Annotated in this window: 17 protein-coding genes, 1 tRNA gene and 1 riboswitch; all 18 genes read right to left on the bottom strand. The window is 46.2% G+C overall.

Annotated elements, in window-relative coordinates; all coding sequences use genetic code 11:
- Nucleotides 1-2: 2 nt before the first annotated feature.
- Nucleotides 3-371, bottom strand: a complete 369-nt coding sequence (locus AC04Q6_RS08915; RefSeq protein WP_021975945.1) for a DUF6145 family protein — start codon at nucleotides 369-371, stop codon at nucleotides 3-5.
- 91 nt (nucleotides 372-462) lie between these two features.
- Nucleotides 463-1,269 (bottom strand): biotin--[acetyl-CoA-carboxylase] ligase, encoded by an 807-nt coding sequence (locus tag AC04Q6_RS08910; RefSeq protein WP_021975946.1) that lies wholly within the window; start codon nucleotides 1,267-1,269, stop codon nucleotides 463-465.
- Nucleotides 1,269-2,267 carry an ornithine carbamoyltransferase gene (argF, locus tag AC04Q6_RS08905; RefSeq protein WP_021975947.1) on the bottom strand — a complete coding sequence of 333 codons (999 nt, stop codon included), beginning with the start codon at nucleotides 2,265-2,267 and terminating at the stop codon, nucleotides 1,269-1,271. Before argF ends, AC04Q6_RS08910 begins: the two co-directional genes overlap by 1 nt.
- 26 nt (nucleotides 2,268-2,293) lie before the next feature.
- Entirely contained in the window at nucleotides 2,294-3,235 is a 942-nt protein-coding gene (locus AC04Q6_RS08900) for an SPFH domain-containing protein (RefSeq protein ID WP_021975948.1), read from the bottom strand.
- Between the two features lie 4 nt (nucleotides 3,236-3,239).
- Nucleotides 3,240-3,680 (bottom strand): NfeD family protein, encoded by a 441-nt coding sequence (locus tag AC04Q6_RS08895; protein WP_021975949.1) that lies wholly within the window; start codon nucleotides 3,678-3,680, stop codon nucleotides 3,240-3,242.
- A 15-nt stretch (nucleotides 3,681-3,695) separates the two neighbouring features.
- Complete coding sequence (locus AC04Q6_RS08890) at nucleotides 3,696-4,472, bottom strand: TrmH family RNA methyltransferase (protein ID WP_021975950.1); 777 nt, start codon at nucleotides 4,470-4,472, stop codon at nucleotides 3,696-3,698.
- A gap of 51 nt (nucleotides 4,473-4,523) precedes the next feature.
- Nucleotides 4,524-5,183, bottom strand: a complete 660-nt coding sequence (locus tag AC04Q6_RS08885) for a potassium channel family protein (RefSeq protein ID WP_021975951.1) — start codon at nucleotides 5,181-5,183, stop codon at nucleotides 4,524-4,526.
- Between the two features lie 13 nt (nucleotides 5,184-5,196).
- Nucleotides 5,197-6,585 carry a TrkH family potassium uptake protein gene (locus tag AC04Q6_RS08880; protein WP_330384701.1) on the bottom strand — a complete coding sequence of 463 codons (1,389 nt, stop codon included), beginning with the start codon at nucleotides 6,583-6,585 and terminating at the stop codon, nucleotides 5,197-5,199.
- A gap of 11 nt (nucleotides 6,586-6,596) precedes the next feature.
- The gene (gene pfkA / locus AC04Q6_RS08875; protein ID WP_021975953.1) at nucleotides 6,597-7,586 is read right to left on the bottom strand and encodes a 6-phosphofructokinase; all 990 of its coding nucleotides are present in this window, start codon (nucleotides 7,584-7,586) and stop codon (nucleotides 6,597-6,599) included.
- Nucleotides 7,587-7,654: 68 nt separating this feature from the next.
- A complete protein-coding gene (locus AC04Q6_RS08870) occupies nucleotides 7,655-11,122 on the bottom strand; it encodes a DNA polymerase III subunit alpha (RefSeq protein ID WP_021975954.1) in 3,468 nt (1,155 codons plus the stop codon).
- Between the two features lie 105 nt (nucleotides 11,123-11,227).
- On the bottom strand, nucleotides 11,228-12,070 hold the full coding sequence (locus tag AC04Q6_RS08865; RefSeq protein WP_118063352.1) for a CvfB family protein: 843 nt from the start codon (nucleotides 12,068-12,070) through the stop codon (nucleotides 11,228-11,230).
- Nucleotides 12,071-12,262: 192 nt separating this feature from the next.
- Nucleotides 12,263-13,849: a Na+/H+ antiporter NhaC family protein gene (locus AC04Q6_RS08860; protein ID WP_418721285.1), complete on the bottom strand. Its 1,587-nt coding sequence runs from the start codon at nucleotides 13,847-13,849 to the stop codon at nucleotides 12,263-12,265.
- Nucleotides 13,850-13,980: 131 nt separating this feature from the next.
- A riboswitch (Lysine riboswitch) is annotated at nucleotides 13,981-14,151 on the bottom strand.
- Nucleotides 14,152-14,279: 128 nt separating this feature from the next.
- Nucleotides 14,280-14,528: a helix-turn-helix domain-containing protein gene (locus tag AC04Q6_RS08855; RefSeq protein WP_021975957.1), complete on the bottom strand. Its 249-nt coding sequence runs from the start codon at nucleotides 14,526-14,528 to the stop codon at nucleotides 14,280-14,282.
- A gap of 296 nt (nucleotides 14,529-14,824) precedes the next feature.
- Nucleotides 14,825-15,520 carry an L-ribulose-5-phosphate 4-epimerase gene (locus AC04Q6_RS08850; RefSeq protein WP_021975958.1) on the bottom strand — a complete coding sequence of 232 codons (696 nt, stop codon included), beginning with the start codon at nucleotides 15,518-15,520 and terminating at the stop codon, nucleotides 14,825-14,827.
- Nucleotides 15,521-15,595: 75 nt separating this feature from the next.
- The gene (locus AC04Q6_RS08845) at nucleotides 15,596-16,303 is read right to left on the bottom strand and encodes an acyl-[acyl-carrier-protein] thioesterase (protein ID WP_021975959.1); all 708 of its coding nucleotides are present in this window, start codon (nucleotides 16,301-16,303) and stop codon (nucleotides 15,596-15,598) included.
- 120 nt (nucleotides 16,304-16,423) lie between these two features.
- A tRNA-Gln gene (locus AC04Q6_RS08840) sits at nucleotides 16,424-16,495 on the bottom strand.
- Nucleotides 16,496-16,678: 183 nt separating this feature from the next.
- Nucleotides 16,679-17,929: a sensor domain-containing diguanylate cyclase gene (locus AC04Q6_RS08835; protein WP_119248202.1), complete on the bottom strand. Its 1,251-nt coding sequence runs from the start codon at nucleotides 17,927-17,929 to the stop codon at nucleotides 16,679-16,681.
- Between the two features lie 20 nt (nucleotides 17,930-17,949).
- A complete protein-coding gene (locus AC04Q6_RS08830; RefSeq protein ID WP_242997075.1) occupies nucleotides 17,950-18,486 on the bottom strand; it encodes a V4R domain-containing protein in 537 nt (178 codons plus the stop codon).
- Nucleotides 18,487-18,538 lie beyond the last annotated feature (52 nt).

Genomic DNA, 18,538 nt, shown 5'->3' with positions numbered 1-18,538 from the left:
GATCAGTCCTCAACTGTATCTGCTTTTTTCTTAAGTTCCTCGTCCGGGATATCTCCCAGGAAAAATACTTTGTAGTACATTTCCAGAGATTCCAGAAGCTCTCTTTTGTCACGCTGGAGTTCCTTGATCTTCAGCGCACTTCCGATCTCATCAAAACGGGCATCTGCCTCCAGTGCTTCTGTCTTAAACTGCAGGCTTCCGTCCTCGTCAAATTCCAGTGTCAGGATCCCGCCTACATCCTCTGTGAAAAGCACGCACATGATCTGCAGTTCCTGCTTTACTGCTTCCGGAAGGGACGCAAAATCCTGGTTAAAATAATATTTCTGCTCATATGAGCTTGCTCCGCAGAGCACAATGTTATCCTGATACATAAATACTCCTTTATTTATAACATAAATTCATCATAAAACATTGCCGAAAAACTACTGCCGGAAATTTTATCCGATCTGTATTTCTCTATTTTTACACATAGCTGTACAGTCCTCGCACAGAAACTTCTCCAGAATTTACTTCTTCAATGGTGCCGTCTGCACGTTCCACCAGAAGTTCCCCGCCGGCGTTGATTCCTCTTGCGATTCCCTCGTACGGATCGTTCTGATCCAGCACACGTACCGGCTGGTTCAGATTGGCCAGAAGTTTCTCATAATCCGGTTTCAGGCCGCTTAAGTCTTCTGTCTCCACAAACTTCTCATAATTTTCCTCAAAATGCTTCATCACAAGTCCGGTTACCTCTGCCCGGTCAAAAAGATGTCCGCTTTCCAGATACAGGGAGGTAGCTTTGTCCGCCATTTCTTCCGGAAAACTGTCCATATTTACATTGATCCCGACGCCAATGACCGCACAGCCGATCTTATCCTGTTTCATGGTCATCTCGGTAAGGATCCCACAGATTTTTTTGCGGGAAACTACCACGTCATTAGGCCATTTGATTCCTACATCAAGACCAAGATCCGCAACTGCCTGTGCAACAGAAAGTCCCATAACAAGTGTCATCATCGGCGCTTTCTGAGGAGAAAATTCCGGGCAGAGAAGAATGCTCATGGTGATGGCACTGTCTGGCGGTGCACTCCACCGTCTTGTAAAACGTCCACGGCCTGCGGACTGATACTCTGCCACAAAAAGCTCACCATGTCCCGCTCCTTCTTCCTTCCAGGCACGTTTGCCCCAGAGGTTGGTGGAATCAATTTCTCTTGCAAAATGGACGGTTTTGCCCGCCCATTTTGTATGTGTTGCCTGTGAAATTATTTCTTCATTAAATAACTCTGCCATTATTTCTCCGGCTCTCCTAATGTAGCAACGATCACAGCCTTGATGGTATGCATACGGTTCTCTGCTTCGTCAAATACCTTGGACTGCGGAGACTCGAATACCTCGTCTGTAACCTCCATGTCTGTAAGGTTGAAACGCTCGCCCATCTCTTTTCCGATCTTTGTCTTAAGATCATGGAATGCTGGCAGGCAGTGAAGGAAGATTGCCTTCTCACCGGCGTTCTCCATTACATGTTTCGTAACTTTGTATGGTGTCAGGTCATGGATACGCTCTGTCCATACTTCGTCAGGCTCGCCCATGGATACCCATACATCTGTGTAGATAATGTCTGCATCTTTGGTTCCTGCCTCTACATCCTCTGTGAGAGTGATGGTGGAACCTGCCTCTTTTGCCCACTGCTGGCACTGTGCTACCAGTTCATCATTCGGGAAATATTTTTTATTGGTGCAGGCTACGAAATCGAGACCAAGTTTGGAGCATACAACCATGAGGGAGTTACCCATGTTGTAACGGGCATCACCCATGTATACAAGTTTCAGGCCTTTCAGTTTGCCGAAATGCTCACGTACTGTCAGCATATCTGCAAGCATCTGTGTCGGATGATACTCGTTTGTCAGACCATTCCATACCGGAACACCTGCATGTTTTGCAAGCTCCTCAACAATATCCTGGCCAAATCCGCGGTACTCAATTCCTTCATACATTCTTCCAAGAACTCTTGCTGTATCTGCGATGCTCTCTTTCTTTCCGATCTGGGAACCTGTCGGATCAAGATAAGTGGAACCCATTCCCAGATCATGAGCAGCTACTTCGAAGGAACAGCGTGTTCTTGTACTTGTTTTTTCAAAGATCAGGGCAATGTTCTTGCCTCTGTAATACTCATGAAGCTCTCCGGCTTTTTTCTTTGCTTTCAGGTCCGCTGCAAGATCGATCATGTAAGTGATCTCTTCCGGTGTGAAGTCTTTCAGTGTCAGGAAATTTCTTCCTTTAAGATTCATAATATATCCTCCTCACGGCTGCAGATTTATTTCTGCTCTGCCGGTTTATCTGTCATGATTTCCTTCAGGGATGTTGCCAGCCCTGCAATGCCCTGTATCTCGGACGGAATAATGATCTTCGTTGCTTTGCCGTCGGCAACTTTTGTGAGTGCTTCCAGGCTCTTCAGGGTAAGAACGGACTCGTCTGCTCCTGCATCTTTGATCATGCGAAGTCCCTCCGCAGTTGCCTGCTGTACTTTAAGAACTGCCTGTGCCTGTCCTTCTGCTTCTTTGATCATACGCTCTTTCTGTGCTTCCGCATGAAGGATCGCTGCCTGTTTCTCAGCCTCCGCGTCAAGGATCGCGGACTGTTTTTTACCTTCTGCGACAAGGATGGTAGAACGTTTCTCTCCTTCTGCTTTCAGGATGGCTTCTCGTCTCTCACGCTCGGCTTTCATCTGTTTCTCCATGGCATCCTGGATGGCTGCCGGAGGAATGATGTTCTTAAGCTCTACACGGTTCACCTTGATTCCCCATGGATCTGTAGCTTCATCAAGGGAAGCTCTCATCCTGGTGTTGATGACTTCACGGGATGTCAGTGTCTCATCCAGTTCCATATCACCGATGATATTACGAAGTGTTGTAGCAGAAAGATTCTCGATAGCCATGATCGGATTCTCAACGCCATATGCATAAAGCTTCGGATCTGTGATCTGGAAAAATACAACGGTATCGATCTGCATGGTTACGTTATCTTTCGTGATCACCGGCTGCGGTGGAAAATCCACAACCTGCTCTTTTAAGTTTACTCTTCTTGCAACACGCTCAATGAACGGAACCTTGAAATGAATACCTGTGCTCCAGGTAGCTTTGTAAGCGCCAAGACGTTCCAGTACCACAGCATAAGCCTGCGGCACAATGCGGATGCAGGATGCAAGTACCCACAATACAAGAACGATGACTACAAGCAAAACAATAACTCCACCCATAATTTTAGCCCTCCTTATTATCTTCTTTTACGATCAGCTTCACTCCGCGGATCTCTTTGATCTCAACTACTGCACCGGCCGGTATTTCAACCGATTCGTCGGCTGAACGTGCCGTCCATTCGATATCATTGATCCGCACCTGCCCGGTCTGAGCCAGGTTGTTGATTGGCTGTATCACTACGGCCCTTTTTCCCAGAAGGCTCTCTGCATTGGTCTTCTCCACGCCCTTGTTCATGTAGCGAACCGCCAGAGGTCTGGTAAAGATCAGAAGCACCACGGAAACTCCGAAAAATAAAAGGAGCTGTACAACAATTCCCCCGCCGAGCCACGAGACAATGCACGCCACAAGAGCACCGCCTGCAAACCAGACAGTGGTAAGTCCTACCGTGATCGCTTCAATTACCAGTAAAATTGCCAGTATTCCAAGCCAAGCCAAAGGTGTCATAAAACCCCTCCTCTCTTATTCTCTTCTCTGTCTTGCAGCTTCATACATCAAAATCCCCGATGCCATAGCAGCATTCAGCGATTCTACTTTTCCGCACATCGGGATGCGTATCAGGCAGTCTGCTGCGTCCGCAGCCTGGTCTGTAAGACCTTTTCCCTCGTTTCCGATAAAAAATGCGGTACCACCTTTATAGGATTCATGATCGTAGGAATTCTCACCTTTCAGATGAGCTGCAAAACTGCGGATTCCTTTTTCTTTCAGCTTCTTTTCTAATGATACCACATCTTCCACATATAGAAAAGGCATTCTGTAAATGGAGCCCATGGTAGAACGGATCACCTTGGGATTTGTGATATCCACACAGGTTTTTGTAAGAAAAACGCCACTCACGCCGGCACCCTCACCGGTCCTAAGAATGGTTCCCGCATTTCCCGGATCCTGAAGATCTTCAAGGACCATGACCAGAGGATTTTCTCCTGCCAGTACTTCTTCCTCGCTCCAGGAAGGCAGTTTCAGAACGGTAAGGATTCCCTGGGGAGTCTTGGTATCACACATCTGACGGAATACGGAATCTTTCACGATCTCATAAGGATATTTCTCTACCTGAGCCATCAGTTCCCCATCCTGGGAAAAAGTCTCAGAGACAAACACCTGAAAAACCCAGTTTTCCGGTGCTTCCAGGAACATCTTCCGGCCTTCTGCCACAAAAAGTCCCTGTTCTCTTCTGGCTTTTGCCTTCTGGTTCAGTTGCATGACATTTTTTATTTTTGCATTTGATACGCTGGTTATCATACTTTTTATCTTACTCCTTGCACTTATCCTGTTTACGGAATCTTCGAAAAATCACTTCATAAACGCCGGTTCCGCATTAAGATCCTTATTTTTTCCAATGGCGATTATGGAACAGCGGTCCGGAAGCGGCTCGGACGGTTTCAGATCTACTGTGACATTTTCGCCCTGTTTAATACCAATGATATTGATGTGAAAACGCTCACGTACATTCAGATCTATCAGGCTTTTTCCAACCCATGACTCCGGAATGGAAAACTCCGCCATACTGAATTCCGCCGAAAGTTCAAATACATCCAGATATCCGCCGGACAGGAGATTTCTGGCAACACGGAGTCCCATGGCCTGTTCCGGATAAATGATTTTATCTGCACCGATTTTGTCAAGAATACGTCCATGAAGAGAATTCATGCTTTTTGCAACTACAAAGGGAACTCCCAGATCCTTGGCCTGCATGGTTGCGGAAATGCTGGCTTCCAGATTTTCGGCAACTGCGATAATGGCCACATCCACATTCTGAACTCCCAGTGCTTTCAGGATTCCAGGTTCACGGACATCTGCTTTCACCGCGTAGGTTACTTTTTCGGAAATCTCTTCGATATTTTCTTCTTTGTCGTCAATGGCAAGGACATCACAGTCGGACTCTGCCAGCGTCACCGCCAGAGTCATTCCAAACTGTCCAAGCCCGATCACAGCAAAAGATTTATTTTTCATTTTATTCTCCTGTTTAACCGATCATGATATCTTCTTCCCCGAGATGAGTCGTGCTTCCCGGCCTGTTACGCACACGCACCACAACTGCAGTTCCCAGTGTCAGTGGTCCGATACGTCCCAGATACATGGTAAGGATCACAATCCATTTGCCTGCCACATTCAACTGAGGTGTCAACCCTCTGGAAAGTCCTACTGTAGCCCCCGCAGAAGTGATCTCATATAAAACATCTGCCAGATCCACTCCCGGCATTACTGCGGACAAAAGCACCGTCATGGTAAAAAGGATCAACACACTGGTTCCTGCAACAACCATGGCAGAACGGAGATAGCTCTCACGGATCCTGCGGCCGTATACCTCTACATCCTTTTTTCCCTGAAGATATGCTGCAATAGAAAGGATCAGAACCGCAATGGTAGTAGTCTTCACACCACCGGCAGTGCCCATGGGTGATCCTCCGATAAACATCCACAGTAGGGAAATGATCACGGTAGGTGTGGACAAAAGCGACTGATCCATGGTATAAAATCCCGCCGTACGTGTTGTCACTGACTGGAAAAAGGATGCCATGAGCTTTGTTCCCAGTGGTGCCCCCTTTAGCGTGGAAGGGTTTCCGGATTCAAAGATAAATACCAGAAATGCTCCTGAAAATACCAGGATCCCGGTCATCGTAAGGACCAGCTTGCTCTGAAGCCGCAGTACACGAAAAACTCTGGATGGGGAGAGCTCTTTTCTCAGAACCTTGCGGAATTTATCCCACAGATCCCACCAGACGATAAATCCAAGACCTGACACAATGATCAGGCCAATCGTAGTGATATTGACCAGCGGATTGCTCACATATACCGAAAGGCTTGTTTCCCCGAAAAGATCGATCCCTGCGTTGCAGAATGCAGATACCGCCAGAAATATGGCATGCACCAGACCTTTTTTTATTCCAAATTCCGGTACAAAGCAAAACGCATACAGGACCGCACCGATTCCTTCTGCAAGAAACACGCATTTCACCACACTGCGGACTACAGCCACGACTCCACCCATTTCATCCAGGTTATAGGATTCCTTGATGATCCGCCGGTTTTTCAGGGAAATTTTCCGCCGGAGGCTGATGAATATCATATTCGCCAGTGCGATCAGTCCGATCCCGCCGATCTGTATCAGGCACAGGATAACCGCTTTTCCAATGGGGCTCCACTGGACTGCCATAACAACTGTGGAAAGTCCCGTCACACATACGCTGGTTGCCGCTGTAAAAACAGCATCCGGGAAGGTAACAGCCTGCCCGGGTGCACTGCAGAACGGCAGCCACAAAATAAATCCGCCTACAAAAATCACCCCCGCAAAGCCAAGGGCAATTATTTGTGACGTATTCAGTTTATGCAATCCGTCTGAAACTTTTTTCAAGTTCATATTTTTTATTTATTGTAGTTGTGAGAAAGAGAATTGCAAACCTCCCACATGTAGGAATCTACATTCTTCTGCATTGCAAGAGCCTCATTGATGTCAAAATCAACGAACTCACCGTGGCGATATCCAACAACACGGCTGCGTTTACCGGCAACAAGAAGGTCTACTGCAAGAGCACCCATCATGGACGCATATACACGGTCCTTACATGTAGGGCTTCCACCACGCTGCATGTGACCAAGGATAGTTGCACGTGTCTCGATGCCTGTTGCAGCCTCGATACGTTTTGCCATAGCCTCTGAATGGCCGATACCCTCAGCATTTACGATGATATGGTGTTTCTTGCCTTTCTTACGGCTCTCTACGATATTGTCAATAAGCTTCTGCTCGTCGTAATCATATTTCTCCGGGATCAGGATATCCTCAGCACCGTTTGCGATACCGCACCATACTGCAAGGTATCCGGCGTTACGTCCCATAACCTCGATGATACTGCATCTCTCATGGGATGTGGATGTATCACGTACCTTATCGATGGCTTCCATCGCTGTGTTTACAGCTGTATCGAAACCGATGGTGTACTCGGTACATGCGATATCAAGGTCAATGGTTCCCGGCAGGCCAATGGTATTGATTCCAAGGTTCGCAAGTTTCTGAGCACCTGCGAAGGAACCGTCTCCACCGATAACAACAAGGCCGTCGATTCCATGCTTTCTGCAGATCTCTGCAGCCTGCTGCTGTCCTTCCTCTGTTCTCATCTCTGCACATCTGGCAGTATAAAGAATTGTTCCGCCTCGCTCAATCGTATCGGAAACATCTCTTGCTGTCATGTCTCTGATCTCTTCATTTAAGAGACCGCTGTATCCTTTATAGATTCCCTTTACGTTCAGTCCGCTGCTTAATCCTCTTCTGACAACAGCACGGATTGCAGCATTCATTCCAGGTGCGTCACCGCCACTGGTCAAAACGCCGATCGTTTTGATTTTGTTCTCTGCCATATTGTTATCCTCCATCTTATGAAACAACCTATTGTAATACACATATTCGGATATAGTTTATAGCATTTTTATAAGTTTTTCAATACTCTGTCCACAATTTTAACATTGGAACTTCCATATTTTTCACACATGTGTTTCAGCCAGGAATCCTCGATATGGACCTGATAGGCAGGCGGAAGTTTCTTCATTGCCTTGACATCTTTGAGATAAATAACCACACTGCTGTTTCCTCTGGATGACATCAGATCATCTACCAGACCGGTCTCGGCTTTTGCGTAGTCTTCCCGGCTTTCGAACTGGATCCACAGTTCTTTTGGCATATCATCGAAGGTACGGACTTTTTCCAGGATCAGTTTGCTGGCTTTGTCGTCTTCCGCAGATACTCTTCCCTGGATGAAAAGTCTGGCATCTTCGTTCAGGAACATCTGGCATTTTTCGTAATCACGCGGAAATACCACAACTTCCACGGTGCCTACCAGATCTTCTACGGTAAGGAACGCCATTACCTTATTATTCTTTGTATATTTTATGGTTTTATCCGTAATCATTCCGCCTACGATCACTTTCTGGTTATCGTAGACTTCCGGAATTCCGGTTTCATCATCCGGCTGGAAATCCGACGTTTTTGCAGAGATCATTTTTTCCATCATATTCCGGTAGCGCTCCAGTGGATGGCCGCTGAGATAAATGCCAAGAACTTCTTTTTCGAAGGTCAGGATGATCTCTTTCGGATATTCCTCAACCTGCGGCATACGGATCTCAAATTCCTTTTTATCTTCCTCAGAAGCAATATCAAAAAGGCTCAACTGTCCGGCCATGGTGTGCTTTTTGTCCTGGTTGATACTGTCGATGATCTGCGTATATATGGTCATCTTCTGTTTCCGGTTTCCTTCCAGACAGTCCAGTGCTCCGGCCTTGATCAGATTTTCCACAACACGTTTGTTGATCTGATCAATATTTCGCTCCACAAAAGTTTTCAGGGAAGTATATTCCCCGTGCTCCTCTCGTTCCCGCACAATCCCCTCAATAACCGGGCGGCCGATACTCTTGATAGCAGAAAGTGCATAGCGGATGGCACCGTTGTCAACAGAAAAACCATACATGCCATGATTGATATCCGGCGGAAGGATCTGGATTCCCATCTGACGGCATACGGAAATATACTCCGCTACCTTGTTTGGCATTTCCACAACGGACGTCATCAGCGCAGCCATGAATTCTACCGGATAGTAGTATTTCAGATATGCGGTCTGATAGGAAACCACCGCATAAGCGGCAGCGTGAGACTTATTGAAAGCATACTTCGCAAAGTCTGTCATCTCATCGTAGATCTTGTTTGCGATCTCCTCGGAAATGCCGTTGGCGATACAGCCCGGAACCCCCTCTTCCACATTTCCGTAAACGAAATTCTGGCGCTCTTTTGCCATAACAGAAGCTTTCTTCTTGGACATGGCACGGCGCACCAGGTCGCTTCGTCCAAGAGTATAGCCTGCAAGATCACGGACGATCTGCATAACCTGCTCCTGGTATACGATACAGCCATAGGTCGGCTTCAGGATGGGCTCCATCTGCGGGCAGTCATAACGGATGGTATCCGGACGGTTTTTTCCGCGGATGTACTGCGGAATGAAATCCATGGGACCCGGACGGTAAAGGGAAATTCCCGCGATGACATCCTCAAGGCTCTGAGGCTTCAGTTCCTTCATGAAGTTTTTCATTCCGGCACTCTCGAGCTGGAACACGCCGTCAGTACGTCCTGTTCCGAGAGAATCCAGTACTTTTTTGTCGTTGTAATCAATTTTCTGCATATCCAGGAAAACGCCGGTACTCTGTTCTATCATTTTTACCGCGTTCTGGATAACGGTCAGGGTACGTAACCCCAGGAAATCCATTTTCAGAAGTCCCAGCTCTTCCAGTGTTGTCATGGTAAACTGCGTGACAATGGAACCGTCCTGGGCTCTGGAAAGAGGTACGTATTCCGATACGTCTTTCTGGCTGATCACAACACCTGCTGCATGCATGGAAGTATGTCTTGGCAGACCCTCCAGACGCTTGGCAAGGTCGATCAGGCGGTGGATATCTTCCTGTTCCTCATAGGCTTTCCGGAACTCCGGATTCATTCCCAGTGCCTTATCAATGGTGATATTTGGCTCCTGTGGAACCATCTTGGCGATGGTGTCTACCTGGGCATAAGGCATGTCCAGAACACGGCCTACATCACGGATCACACCGCGGGCTGCCAAAGTACCGAAGGTAACGATCTGAACCACGCAGTCATCGCCATATTTCCGCCGTACATAATCGATAACTTCCTGTCTTCGTTCAAAGCAGAAGTCCACATCAATATCCGGCATGGATACTCGTTCCGGATTCAGGAAACGCTCAAAGAGAAGATCATACCGGATCGGGTCCAGCTGGGTGATTCCAAGGGTATAAGCAACCAGACTTCCTGCGGCAGAACCTCGTCCAGGGCCGACCATGATATCATTGTCTCTGGCATATTTGATGAAGTCCCACACAATGAGGAAGTAATCTACATATCCCATGTTTTTGATGGTGGACAGCTCATAATCCAGGCGTTTTTTCAGCGCATCGGTTACCGGATGATAACGCTGTTCCAGCCCTTCATGGCAAAGCTTGTTCAGATACTCCCAGGAGGTCAGTCCGTCGGGCACATCATATTTCGGCAGCTTGGTCACGCCGAATTCGATCTCCACGTGGCAGCGCAGCGCGATCTTGTGGGTATTTTCCAGAGCTTCCAGAGCATATGGAAAAAGTCTCGCCATCTCTTCTGGAGATTTCACATAATACTGGCCGCCCTCATAGCGCATTCTGTTCTCATCGCTGAGTTTTTTCTGGGTCTGCAGACAGAGGAGCACGTCATGGGGCTCCGCATCCTCAGCCATGGTATAATGCACGTCATTGGTAGCAACCAGGTCGATTCCTGTCTCTCTGTGCATGCGGAGAAGCTGCTGGTTTACCGTCTGCTGCTCCGGAATTCCATGATCCTGAAGCTCCAGGAAGAAATTTCCTTTTCCAAAAATATCCTGATAACGCAGGGCTGCGATTTTTGCATCCTCATACATTCCACGGGCAAGATACCTTGCGACCTCTCCTGCCAGGCAGGCACTTAAGGCAATAATCCCCTCGTGATATTTTTCCAGAAGTTCCAGATCCACACGTGGCTTGTAATAAAAGCCTTCCACAAATGCCTTGGATACGATCTTCATCAGATTGCTGTATCCCTGATTATTCTCGGCCAGCAGAACCAGATGGTAATAACGGTCATCGCCACTTCCCACTTCCCGGTCAAAACGGGAACCCGGAGCCACATAAACCTCGCATCCCAGGATGGGATTGATCCCGGCTTCTCTGGCAGCCCTGTAAAAATCGATCACACCGTACATAACACCATGATCGGTGATCGCCGCGCTGTCCATACCCAGTTCTTTTACTCTGGCCACATATTCTTTGATCTTATTGGAGCCATCCAGAAGACTGTATTCTGTATGGACATGTAAATGTGTAAACTCCAAATTTTTCTCTCCTTATTGTAAAAACAGGGCTCCGGATCCTCCCCGCTCTGCACTTTTCTCTGAACGTGCCGGAGCGTGTCTGATCCGGAGCCGGTCAACACCTTGTTATTTTTTAATGTAGATCCTTCTGTCACGGATCTCTACTTTTCCTTCTTTCATCAGATGCCCCACTGCACGCTTGAATGCGTTCTTGCTGAGGCCAAACTCTCTCTTGATGACTTCCGGTGAAGCATGGTCATCAAACGGCAGCACGCCTGCAAATTCCTCGATTACGCTGAGTACGCTCTCTGCATCCTCATTGATCTGGATGTAAGCTTTCTGACGGTCACTGACATTCATCTTTCCATCCTCTTTTACCTCTGTGACACGAAGGTCAAGAACGGTTCCCGGTCTGTACTTGCCGGTTGCCTCTCTTGCAGGGATCAGTGCGGAATATTTATCATCTACCGCAACAAATACACCGAAGTTTCCGCTGATCTCATAGACACGGCCCTTCACCATATCTCCCGGTACATAAGGAGTTCTGGTGGAAAGATAATGGTACACTTTCATAGTTGCACAGAGTCTGCTGCTCTTATCTACATAAAGAGCTACCAGACATTCCTCACCTTCACGGACTCTGTTAGTCTGCTCATGATACGGAAGAAGAAGATCCTTCTCCAGTCCCCAGTCAAGAAAAGCTCCGATCCTGGTGACCTGTTTAACCTTGAGGACTGCTGTCTGTCCTACCTGGAGCATCGGCTCACGAGTAGTAGCGATCAGTCTGTCCTGGGAATCTTTGTAGATGAATACCTCGATCTCATCACCTACTTTGGTTCCTTCCGGCACCTGTTTGGACGGAAGAAGCACACGCTCGTTCTGAGGTGCGTTTCGGTCCTCTCCAAGATATATTCCGAAATCTACGGTTTTTACAACCAGTAATTTCTGTTTTTTACCTAATTCTATCATTCTTACTCCTGTTCCTAAAAAATATATATGTTCATTTACTGTTTGCTGTCTGTCCTGCATTATAACATAAGAGAATTATTATAGAAAGCACAAAAAAGGCAGCTTTGGAAATTTCTTTCCGTCACTGCCTTTTATCGGTCGGTTATGCGGATATCTGTGATCCGCATCCGGTCCATCTGTTTTTTTATTAATTTATTCTGTCGGTTTCTCAATCGGCATCGGGTTTTTCATCTTGATGACAAAAAGTACAATCAGCATCAGCACGATTCCCACCGGAAGAGCGATCCATGCTGTTTTTACAAAGCCTGCAACAATATAAGTTACAAAGGATACTGCCGCAGCCAGGATCGCATACGGAAGCTGTGTGGAAACGTGAGTCACATGATCACACTGTGCTCCTGCGGAAGCCATGATCGTTGTATCAGAGATCGGTGAGCAGTGGTCTCCGCAAACTGCACCTGCCATGCAGGCGGACATGGAAATGATCATCATCTCAGGACTGGATTTCTCAAATACCGCAACAACGATCGGGATCAGGATACCAAAGGTTCCCCAGGAAGTACCTGTAGCAAATGCAAGTCCGCATCCAACCAGGAAAATAATGGCCGGAAGGATAACTTCAATACCACCGGCAACAGAACGCATTGCTTCTTCTACGAATACTGCTGCACCAAGTGAGTCTGTCATAGCCTTCAGTGTCCATGCAAAGGTCAGGATCATGATCGCCGGTACCATAGCCTTGAAGCCTTCCGGGATGCATCCCATACAATCTCTGAAATTGATCACACGGCGGATCATATAGAAAATAATGGCAAACACCAGACCAAAAGCACTTCCCATTGCAAGGCCTGTAGAGGCATCACTCTGTGAAAATGCGGTAACAAAATCTGTTCCACTGAAAAATCCTCCTGTGTAGATCATACTGATGACACAGCAGATAACAAGCACAACGATCGGGATCACAAGATCGATCACCTTTCCTCTCGGATTCGGTGTCTCATCATCCGTTGCATTCTCATACGGTCTTGCAGATGTTGTATAAAGATCTCCGTTCAGCGCATTGATCTCATGTGTTCTCATGGCACCAAACTCGGTTTTCATCAGTACCATGCCAACCATCATTACAATAGTAAGGATCGCGTAAAAGTTATACGGGATGGTTCTTACAAAAATCGCAAGTCCATCCTGTCCCTCTACGAATCCGCTGACTGCAGCAGCCCAGGATGAGATCGGTGCGATGATACATACCGGAGCGGCTGTCGCATCGATCAGGTATGCAAATTTCGCTCTGGATACATGATGTCTGTCTGTTACCGGACGCATAACGCTTCCTACTGTCAGGCAGTTAAAATAATCGTCAATGAAGATCAGGACTCCAAGGATGATCGCTGCAAGTTCCGCGCCCACACGCGTGTGGATCTTTTTGCTGGCCCATCGTCCGAATGCGGCGGAGCCGCCGGCCTTGTTCATCATACATACCACAGATCCCAGGATTACCAGGAAGATCAGGATACCTACGTTATAGCTGTCAGAAAGAACCTTGATGATTCCTCCCTCAAAAATCTGTGTTACTGTTCCTTCGAATTTGAATCCGGAATAAAGCAGTGCTCCTACTACAATTCCCACAAACAGAGAACTGTATACTTCTTTTGTGATCAGCGCAAGGATGATCGCTACAAGAGGTGGAAGCAGTGCCCAGATTGTTGCATACAGAGCAGGCTGATAAGTCTCCTCCGCATCCGCAGCCAGCACAGTCAGGGGACTTGCCAGTGCGCCCATGAATACCATTGCCATAACAGACAATGCTGTTCCTGCTTTTTTACTCATTTTTCTCCTCCCTTTTCGGGGACAAAAAAACGGAGGCTGTCCCTTCTTAAGAACACCTCCGGTTAAATAATCTTCTTTATTCAACTTACGATAGCGCTCCACATCCGTGACAGTACAACGCATATTCTGCGTTATCCCAGTACCCTGTCATCTGGCCTTTCAGAGCACTTCGGCAGATTTTCCTTTCTTTATGGACAACCTGCCAGGGCCTCTCGTCCATAAATACTGATAAAATCCGCGCCTCTATCTCTTTATCCGTGACCGTTTACCCCCGCAAGGTTTCCCGGTCGCCTTTTTTCTTTATACTGTAGCAGTTTCCGACATAAATATCAAGTAGTTTGCTGTATAAATATCAGTCATACCAATTATCATGCTGCTGATCTCAGGAGCACTCTTCGTTCAGTAGCCACTTCACATCCACACCCAGCACTTTTGCAAACACTCTCAGTTCATAATCTGCCACAAAACGTTCTCCGCCTTCGATCCTGCTGATACTGTCACGTTCCAGCATCACACCTTCCACCTGCATTTTTGCCGCCAGATCTGACTGTGACATCCGTTTTATATTTCTCATCTGACGTATTTTTTCTCCGGAAACGTTCTTTCTTCCCTGATAAGTGTAAATTTTCATCCTGCCACCTGTTTTCCAAAATGTGTTAATGTTCTGCATTTTTCTTGACATTAGCACATATTTTGGTGGCACCTGTGTTAAAGGTCAGCAAATCTGGTTTTTTTCGACAAAAAATGAACATTTCTTCATTGTTTTACCCTGGATAGTATCTTTTACAGGACACTATTGTATCAGTAAAACAGTTATTCCATTCTGAATTACTGCCCGCCCGTAAACGGCACCTCTCCACAATTTATATTCCACAAAAAAAGAATGCCACACTTTTCCATGTGACATTCTTCTGCTTCTTTTTTTTCTTATTTATTTCCCTGTCCATAGTAGGCATTTGCGCCATGTTTTCTGTAGTAATGTTTATCCTGAAGCTCCTGCGGCGCCGGTTTTACATCCGGATTGATCAGCTCGCAGCGGGAAGCCATCTTGGCAACTTCTTCCAGGACAACTGCGTTGTGAACAGCCTCATGTGCATCTTTTCCCCAGGTAAACGGTCCGTGGTTTTTGCAGAGGACTGCCGGAACTGCTTCGTAATCTTTATCTTTGAAATAGTCGGCAATGAGAATACCGGTATTTTTCTCATAGGCTTCCTCGATCTCATCTTTTGTCAGGTTACGCACGCATGGAACCTCTCCGTAAATATAATCCGCATGTGTTGTTCCATAACATGGAATGGATCTTCCTGCCTGTGCCCAGCTTGTAGCCCAGGATGAATGAGTATGCACAATACCTCCAATCTTCGGAAACGCATTGTAAAGCACCACATGTGTGGCAGTATCAGAAGACGGATTGTATTTGCCCTCGACTTTATTTCCTTCAAGATCGACTACAACCATATCTTCCGGCGTCAGTTTATCATAATCCACACCACTTGGTTTGATGACAAAAAGTCCCTTCTCTCTGTCGATACCGCTGACGTTTCCCCAGGTAAACGTAACCAGGCCATATTTCGGCAGATCCATGTTTGCTCTGTAAACTTCTTCTTTTAATTTTTCCAGCATTGCGTTTCCTCCCTTTTATAAAGTGTCTTTACAATCCACTTCGTAATATATCCATGCTGTTTAAAACAGCTCTGATTACTTTGTAAATTCCACCACAGCGTAGGGTTCCTGATCTTCCGCATTGAGAACTACCGTTGCCTTATTTGCTTCCATATATACTTCCGGAATCATTACATTTCCAAGGACAGCCTGTCTCTTGTACTCCACACGAAGCTGATGGACCGCAAAATCCTCCGGCAGAAAATCAGCTGCCATTCGGATATACTGGCAGTTGTTTACGTGGTGGTTCGTATCCAGATGATGTTTCTGTACGGCAAAAGATTCCTTCGGTTTCCGCTCTTTCGGAAGCGCGATCTTTCTCGGTGCATAATCCATTTCCATCTTCTCTCCCAGATCATAAGGATCGGTGTCCGCCGGTGTCAGCTTTTCCGGAAGTCCTGTCTCTGTGTTGATAAAGGACCAGTAAGAATTCGCCCAGGCCAGTCTCTCGCCATCCGCTGTCTCAAGAATAAAATTACGCATTCCGATAAAGCCCCGGAATCCATAAGGAATTGTTGTTACTTTTATATTTTCACCAAGCTTTGGATATCTCTTCACAATTACCTGCCATGCGGAAAGTACCCAGGCTCTTTTCTGTGCCTTTAATACTTCCATTCCGAGACCTGTCTGTTCAGATTCAAAGGTACAGCAGTCCTGAAAATAATCCAGAACTCCCGGCAGCGTCAGGCAGCCCTTCTCTCCGATCTCGCTGAATCTTACGCGACTTTCAAAACTGTAGCTCATAATGTGCCTCCTGTTATACTGTCTGCAAATTTATTGTATCACTTGTTCTAAAGAAACACACTTGTTTTTTCTCTTATTTCATAGAACAAAAAAGCACCTCTCATCGAGGTGCTCAAGAAGCAGGGCTACAAGGATTCGAACCTTGAACTGACGGAGTCAGAGTCCGTTGCCTTACCGTTTGGCGATAGCCCTATGTGTTTTTGTTTCGCTTGCCTTATCGCTTGCGACGAATGATATTATATAACAGCTTTTTTAAAATTGCAACCCCTTTTTTCAAATTTTTTTATTTTTTTCTAAAAAACTTTTTCAAAGTGCCGGGAAGCCTTATTTTATGCGGCTTCCCGGCATTTTTCAGTTATACAGTAAAACAAATATTTATATTCCAAGTTCACTCTGATATTCTTTTTTATGTTCCCTCTTCTGATTATACATCACTTCGTCAGCCTCATGAAGCAATGTATCCAGGTCTACCTTATCATGATTCCGGGGAACTCCTACAATTCCACAGCTGAAGCTGCGGGCATAATTCTTTTTTTCTCTCAGGACAAACTGTTTCTGAATATCTGACAGGCGCTTCCTTGCATCATCGCCTGCACAATCCCGCATCAGAATGCAAAATTCATCTCCACCAATCCGGGCAAAAATATCTTCTTCACGGATATTTTCATTTACGATCCTGACAAAAAACCGGATATATGCATCCCCTTCCTGATGGCCAAACGTATCATTAATATATTTCAGATGATCCAGGTCACAGTAGCAGACCGAAATCTGCTCCCCTGTTTGCAGAATCTCTTCTGCCTTTTCTTTCAGATAAAAACGGTTTCCGATCCTGGTAAGCATATCCTGGTATGCTTCTGCTTTCAGCTGTTCTTCCTTAACTCTCGTCTCTGTAACTTCCTGAACAATATTCACATAAGCCCATTCACCCTGCCATTTCATCTTACCGGTAGTAATGGCATAGAATCTGTGGGTGGAATCTTCTGCCTCCCACTTCCATTCGTAACGTTCTTTCCGTCTGTCCTCCTGCTGCTTCTTCTGCCCGATCTGGCTGATCCACTGTTTATAAACATCCCAGTTCTGTACTTCTTCTTCCGTTCTCCGGTTGCTGTACAGAAGGCTCTTTCCGTCCAGACTAATCACCAGGATCTCCTTTTCACTTCTCGCGATCAGTTCCATCAGAAGCTGGCTGTAGCTCTCCGCCATCTCTGCATGTTTCTTCTCCTGCTCGGCAATAAGCTTCAGGGACTTTTCTCTTTCCCGAAGCTGCTCCGTCATGGTATTAAAAGCCTCCGAGAATTCTCCCAGATAAGAAACGGTCTGAGAATAATCTCCCTTGGCTACCTGCTTGGCCTGCCAGGTCAGATGATTCAGGTTCGCATGGATATTTTTGAGATTTTCACACAGAAAATTCTCTCTGGCGGGCTTAAAGCTGGAAAGGTCTCCTTTGGATAATGCGGCAGAACATTGTTTCATTTCCTTTACTGCCGTTTCCAGATACTGCAAACCCATTCCAAGTTTTCGAAAAGGCTCATCCAGGCTGTCTATCTCCAGAGTTTTCACTTCAGAATCGTATAAAATTGATCTCAGATATTCAAATAACAGTTCGCAGTTTCTGTCTTCCATTTATCAAACCTCTATTCCGATCATTCCTGTACATCTGCATGAAAACGGCAAACTCTGTCTCCCGTTGCCCAGCAGTCAACTTCTACCGCCGTGTACGGCTTTCCGGAGTACAGAGAAAGGATTCCTGCTATAAAACCTTCATCATAATTACATACGGTTTCCCCGAGAACAGGAAGCCCTGAACAGTCTGCATCTTCCGCAACGGTCAGGATAATTTTTCCGGTTTCTTCATTTACATCCTCAATACGGAGAACCCCGATTTTCAGCTCCTGCATTTTTTTCTGAAGTTCATTGACAAACTGATCCAGCGGCACATCCAGATTCAGCATATTTTTTGCAAAATATTCTCCTGCTTTACGGCCTGCACTTCGAAATACATCAATCTGAACCTCTTTTCCAAACCGGTTCTTCAGTTCGTCTTTCAGGGAATACTCCAGCATCCGATATACCATTACCGGAAGCTCATCTCCCAGATTTCCTCTGCATTTGGCATCATATTTAAAATAATCCTCAAACTGGATTTCTTTCATTTCCTTCAGAAAAATATTATCACCCATTGCCGTCTCCTGCTCAAATTTTTTATACATTTATAATAATCCATTCATTTTC

The organism is Blautia sp. HA9023, assembly GCF_056504095.1.
The sequence above is the reverse complement of the archived record's forward strand: the minus strand, read 5'-3'. Positions and strand labels throughout refer to the sequence as shown.